Source organism: Lentzea sp. NPDC004782, assembly GCF_040609115.1.
In the GTDB taxonomy this organism is placed as follows: Bacteria; Actinomycetota; Actinomycetes; order Mycobacteriales; family Pseudonocardiaceae; genus Lentzea.
The window spans coordinates 1-6,087 of the sequence record NZ_JBEXJN010000046.1; the positions used below are offsets into that span (position 1 = coordinate 1).

4 protein-coding genes are annotated in these 6,087 nt (G+C 70.1%); 1 reads left to right on the forward strand and 3 read right to left on the reverse strand.

The window, feature by feature from the left end; all coding sequences use genetic code 11:
- Nucleotides 1-271: 271 nt before the first annotated feature.
- The 3 genes from ABZV40_RS33570 to ABZV40_RS33580 are packed head-to-tail and all read right to left on the reverse strand — an operon-like array spanning nt 272 to nt 4,900.
- Entirely contained in the window at nt 272-2,053 is a 1,782-nt protein-coding gene (locus ABZV40_RS33570) for an AMP-dependent synthetase/ligase (RefSeq protein WP_355450750.1), read from the reverse strand.
- A gap of 26 nt (nt 2,054-2,079) precedes the next feature.
- Complete coding sequence (locus tag ABZV40_RS33575) at nt 2,080-4,218, reverse strand: molybdopterin oxidoreductase family protein (RefSeq protein WP_355450753.1); 2,139 nt, start codon at nt 4,216-4,218, stop codon at nt 2,080-2,082.
- A gap of 34 nt (nt 4,219-4,252) precedes the next feature.
- Entirely contained in the window at nt 4,253-4,900 is a 648-nt protein-coding gene (locus ABZV40_RS33580) for a zinc-binding dehydrogenase (protein ID WP_355450756.1), read from the reverse strand.
- Nucleotides 4,901-5,038: 138 nt separating this feature from the next.
- Here ABZV40_RS33580 and ABZV40_RS33585 point away from each other — a divergent pair, with 138 nt between their 5' ends.
- Nucleotides 5,039-5,986, forward strand: coding sequence for an MASE1 domain-containing protein (locus ABZV40_RS33585; protein WP_355450759.1), 948 nt, complete (start codon nt 5,039-5,041; stop codon nt 5,984-5,986).
- Nucleotides 5,987-6,087 lie beyond the last annotated feature (101 nt).

A 6,087-nucleotide genomic window follows, 5' to 3' on the forward strand; every position in this document is an offset into this window, starting at 1 on the left:
GGCGGAACCCGAAGATGATCAAGCGGTGGCCGTGCCCATGTCAAAGCCCAGGCGCCTCCTGGTTAAAACACCAGGTGGACGAAAGCGCCGTTCATAAAGCAAGGCGGCCCCGGCAAGGCGTCTGGGGGGAGTACGCCGTGAGCCGGGGCCGCGAAGCGGCTGGGCCCGAGGGGGGAGGGGGCCTGGCGCCGCTTGGTGTCCCACTCTGCCCTGAGTGGAAGGAATCCGCCAGGGTGGATGTACCTGTTTTTGGATTTCTCGTACGTACGGGTTACTCGTAGAGCCCTTCGTACAACGCAGAGTGAAGACGGTGCACCACGTTCCGCTTGACCTTCAACGTGGGGGTGAGCTCGCCCTCCTCCTGGGACAGATCCCGGCTGAGCAGCACGAACTTCTTCACCTGGAAGACACTGGCGAAGTGCGAGTTCACCTCGTCAACAACTCCCTGGACCAGCGCTCGCACGTCTGGGTGACCCACCAAAGATTCGAGGTCGGACGGCAAACCACGCTCCGCAGCCCACGGCACGATCTCGTCCGCGTCGAGTGTGAGCAGAGCCACACAGTAGGGCTTCCGGTCTCCGAAGAGGACCGCGTGCGAGATCCAGCGCGACTGGCGCAGGGCGTTCTCCACGTTGGCCGGCGCGATGTTCTTGCCACCGGCGGTGATGATGATGTCCTTCTTGCGCCCCGTGATCGTCACGAAACCGTCCGCGTCGATCTCGCCGAGGTCGCCGGTGTGCAGCCAGCCGTCCTGAATCGTGGCAGCGGTCGCCTCGTCGTTGCGCCAGTAGCCGGCGAAGACGTGCGGGCCGCGCATCAGCAGCTCGCCGTCGTCCGCGACGGACATCTCCAGGCCCGCAACGCCCGACGCGCCAACGGAACCGAGCTTGAAACGTTCCAACGTGTTGACGGTGCCGATCGCGGTGGACTCGGTCATGCCGTAGCCCTCCAGCACCGGCACGCCGGCCGCGTGGAAGAACTCCAGCACCTCGCGGGAGATCGGCGCGGCACCGGACAGCGCCTGCACGAGCCGTCCACCGAAGACCGCGCGCACCTTGGCGAACAGCACGTCGGCCTGCTCGAACGCCGCGGCCATCTCGGCGGGCACCGGCTCGTCCGCGGCACGGCGGCGCCGCACCTCCAGACCGAGCGCCACCACCTGCGCCAGCCGCTCCGGTGGCACCGACGCCGTGACGGACGTGTAGATCTTCTCGAAGATCCGGGGCACCGAGGGCAGGAACGTCGGGCGGACCTCGGCCAGCTCCGGCACGATCGCCGTCATGTCACCGCCGAAGTACGCCAACGCGCCGCCGCGGTACATCGTCCCCAGCATGACGATCTGCGCGAAGACGTGCGCCAGCGGCAGGAACAGGTAGACCGTGCCGGTCATCGCGTCGATGCGGGCTTCCTCCGCGAGCCGGCACAGCGCGACCCCGTTCGCGTTGGTCAGGATGCAGCCCTTGGGCGGCCCGGTGGTGCCGGAGGTGTAGATGATCAGGCTCGGGTCCTCGGGCCGGATCGCCGCACGCCGGGCGTCCAGTTCGGCCGCCAGCGGGGACGTGCGGCCGGTGTCGGACAGCTCCGCCACGCTCGGGCGGTCGCCGCCGGGGTCGATGGTGAACACCGTTCGCAGTTCGGGGAGCTCGCCGCGGACGACGTCGACCTTCACGCACTGCGCCTCGTTCTCGGCGACCAGGATCGACGCGCCGGAGTCGCCCGCCACCCAGGCGATCTCCTCCGAGGTGCTCGACGGGTAGATCGGCACGATGATGGCGCCCGCCGCCAGCACGGCGAGCTCGACCAGCGTCCATTCAGGACGGGTGTTCGCCAGCACGCAGACCCGGTCGCCCGGCTTCAGTCCGGCGTGGACGAACCCGGACGCGAGGTCCAGCACCAGTTCCGAGACCTCGGCGTAGGTCCGCTCGCGCCACTCGCCGTGCTGCTTGAACCGCCACGCCACCCGGTCGCCGTACGCCTGCTCCGCGAGGAACGGCAGGTCGGCTGTCCGGCGGACGGTCTGCACCGCGGTGGGGTTGGTGACTGCGGCGGTCATGGCGGCTCCTAAGGACGTCGGTGTGCTCAGGCGGGCACGACCTGCACGCGGGTGCCGTTCAGCACGGCGGTGCCCGAGAGCGGGTCGATGCGGAGGTCGTCGGTGAGGAGGTTGACGTTCACGCCGGCGTGCTCGCGGGCCACGGTGAGCCGCGTGCCGGGCAGGTCGTGGCCCCAGCCGTGCGGCATCGACACGACACCGGGCGCGATGTCGCCGGTGACCTCGACCAGCACCTCGACCTTGCCGACGCGCGAGGTGACCTGGGCGGTCGCGCCGTCCACGAGCCCGATCCGCGCCGCGTCACCGGGGTTGACGAGCAACGTGCACAACGGCTTGCCCTTCACCAGCGCGGGCACGTTGTGCATCCAGGAGTTGTTGGTGCGCAGGTGCCTGCGGCCGACCAGCACCAGGTCGGTCTCCGGTGTCTCCAGCGCGGCGAGCACGCGCGGCAGGTCGGCCATGATCGGCTCCGGCGTGAGCTCGACGCGTCCCGACACGGTCCTGAGGATCTCCGGCAGCCGCGGCGTGAGCGGGCCGAGATCGATGCCGTGCGGGTTGTCCAGCAACTGTCGCAACGAGACACCGTACGGTCCCGTGCGGAGCTTGAGGTCCAGCAACCGTTCCTCGCGCGTCTCGCCCTCGGGTTCGAAGTCGGCGCCGAGCTGCTGCTTCAGTCCCGCGAGCTGCATCGCGGCGATGGCGTCCAGATCGGCCGACGGACCGAGGCCGCTGAAGATCGTGGCCAGCCGGAAGAAGATGTCCGTCTCGTCGACCCTGCCTTCCTCCAGCGGAATCGCCGCGCGCGAGTACTTCACGACGTTGCGCACGGAGTTGTTGAGGAACGCGATGTCGTAGTGGTCGCGGCGGGACGGCGGTGGTGTCGGCAGGACGACGTCGGCGTGCCGGGTGGTCTCGTTCAGGTAGGGATCGACGCTGACCATGAAGTCCAGACCGGCCAGGGCGTCGTTCACGCGGGCGGAGTTCGGCAACGACAGCGCGGGGTTGCCGCCGATCGTGAACAGCGCCCGGACCTGGCCCTCGCCGGGCGTCTCGATCTCGTCGGCCAGCGTGACGGCCGGGTACTCCCCCATCACCTCGGGATACCCCTTGACCCGGCTGTGCCAGCGGCCGATGCCGAAACCCTTGCCGCGGCCCGGTCCGCGCTTGCCGTGCGCGGGCAACGGCCACATCACGCCACCGGGCCGGTCGAGGTTGCCGGTGAGGATGTTCAGCGTGTCGACCGCCCACGACGCGACCGTGCCGAACTCGACCGTCGTCGTGCCGATGCGCCCGTACACCGCGGCACGTTCCGCTCCGGCCAGCTCCCGTGCCAGCGCACGGATCGTGGCGGCGTCAACGCCCGTGCGCTCCTCGACGGCCTCCGGGCTGAACGGCCTGACGCGCTCGCGGACCACCAGGTGGTCGGTGACGTGCTCGGCGAGCTCGCGCAGGTTGACGAGGTCCTGCCGGAAGAGCTCGTGGATCAACGCCAGCAGCAGGAACACGTCCGTGCCCGGCCTGATCACGACGTGCCGGTCGGCGGCCTGGGCGGTGCGGCTGCGGCGCGGGTCGACGACGACGAACTTCCCGCCGCGCTTGCGCAGCTCCCTGAACCGGCCGGGCACGTCCGGGACCGTCCACAGGCTGCCGTTGGACGAGAACGGGTCGGCACCGAGTACCAGCATGAAGTCGGTGCGGTCGATGTCGGGCACCGGGATCGAGAAGATGCTGCCGTACATGTAACCGCACTGGACGTGCTTGGGCATCTGGTCGACCGTGCTGGCGGTGAAGACGTTGCGGCTGCCCAGCGCCTTGCGCAGCGGGCCGGCGTAGAGGCCGCCGGCGAGCGAGTGGACGACCGGGTTGCCCAGGTAGAGCGCGACCGAGTCGCGGTTCGGGAAGTCCTTGAGCCGTTCGTCGACGTACCGGAAGGCCTCGTCCCAGGTCGCCTCCCGGAACTCGCCGTCGCGCTTGATCAGCGGCGTGCGCAGGCGGTCCGGGTCGGCGTCGAGCGTGCCGAGCGAGGCGCCCTTGGGGCAGATGAAGCCCCTGCTGAACTCGTCCGCGCGGTCACCGCGCACCTTCGTGATGCGGTCGCCCTCGACCGTCAGCTCCAGCCCGCACGTCGCCTCGCAGAGCGGGCAGGTCGTGAACACGGTCCTCATGCGTCCCCTTACACCGGCTTGTTACCAACGAGTACTAGTCGTCCGCCATGGGACGCAATCGCCCGGCCGAGGTCAACCCGAACAGCTCACTGACCGCCCTCGCGATCATGTCGGGCCGTTGCAGCGTGTGCTCGAAGCGGAACCCGATGACCGCGCGCGACCCGACCAGCAGACCGGTCAGGTTGATGAATTCCTCCTGGTCAGCGCCGTAACAGACGATCCGGCCGAACGGCGCCAGCGCGTGCAGCGAGGCGGTGAGGGTGCCACCGGGGTCGAGCACCACGTCGACCTGTTCACCCTCGTTCGCCTCAATCACCCGCTCGGCCAACTGGTCGAGTCCGGACTCCACGGCGACATCCGCGCCGAGCTTGACGGCCCTGCGGCGGCGGGCCTGGCTCGAGTCGGTCGCGATCACCCGGCCGGCGGCGAAGCTACGGGCCAGCTGGACGGCGATGGCACCGACCTCGCTCCCGGCGTCGTGCACGACGACCGACTCGTCCGGCCGCAGGTGCGCGCACGTGCGCAGGAGGTGCCACGCCGTGGTGCCCGCCCTGGCCAGGGTCAACGCCTGGGCGTCCGTGACGCCCGCGGAGATCGGGAGGCGCAGGCGACCGGCGACCACCACCACGCGGCGCCCGCCGTCCTCGACCACGACCTCGTCGACCGCCTCCGCTGTGCGCATGTCGCCATCTCACGTTCTCGCGGCTACCGGCTGTAGTGCGGCTTCCACGACAACTAAGCGGCCTACGGGGTGAGTCCGACCGGGTACGCCGGGTGGCCGGGTATGGCGAACGGGGGTACACGGGTGGAGCATGTGCCGGTGAACGCCGCACTCCGCACCACCGTGACGATACTGGCGGTGGCGGTCGCCTACTACGCGACGGCCAAGGTGGGGCTGGTCCTCGCACTGGTCAGGGGCCAGGTCACTCCACTGTGGCTGCCCACGGGGATCTCCGTCGCGGCGCTGCTGATGTCGGGCCGCAAGGTCTGGCCGGGCATCGCCCTCGGCGCGTTGACCGCCAACATCGCGCTCGGCACTGGACCCGGCGGAACCCTGCTGATCACCGTCGGCAACACCGCCGCGCCACTGACCGCCTGGTACCTGCTCGCCCGCTTCGGGTTCCGGCCGCAGCTCGACCGGTTGAAGGACGCTCTTCTGCTGGTCTTCGCGGGTGCGCTGGGCGCGATGCTGGTCAGCGCGGTGGTCGGCACGACGGCGTTGAAGCTCTCCGGCCTGATCGGGTGGCACGAGATCCCGGCCGTGGTGTCGGTGTGGTGGACCGGCGACGCGATGGGCGTCCTGGTGTTCACGCCGCTGCTGCTGACGTTGCCGCGGCAGTGGACCGCCCCGCCGCGCACGCTCGTGGAGGCAGGCGGAATCCTGGTCGCCACCGCGGCGCTCGCGTCGTACGTGACGGTGTCGGAGCTGCGGCTGTTGTTCCTGGTGTTCCCGATGCTGATCTTGGCGGCGTTGCGGTTCCAGCACGCGATCGCCGCCCCGTGCGCGGCGATCATCTCCGTGGCCGCCGTGATGTCCGCGGCCGGCGGTCACTTCTCCCAGACCGACCTGCTGATGACGATGATCGTGCTGCAGGCCTTCAACGGCACGGTGGCGCTGACCGGACTGATCCTCAGCGCGGTCACGAGCGAGCGGAACCAGGCGCGGCAGGCCATCGAGCGCGCGTGCGAGCAGCTGGCCGACACCGTTGCGCACTACCAGGAAGAAGGGGTGCGCAAACGGCTCGGGCGGGTCGTGCCACCTGTTTAGCGCTCCTCCAGCCGCTCGTCGTGGGGGGGGGCGGGGGGGGGGGAGCGGGCGGCCGCGCGCGGGAGCCGGGGCCGTCGCCCCCGCGGGGCGCCCCCGCCGGG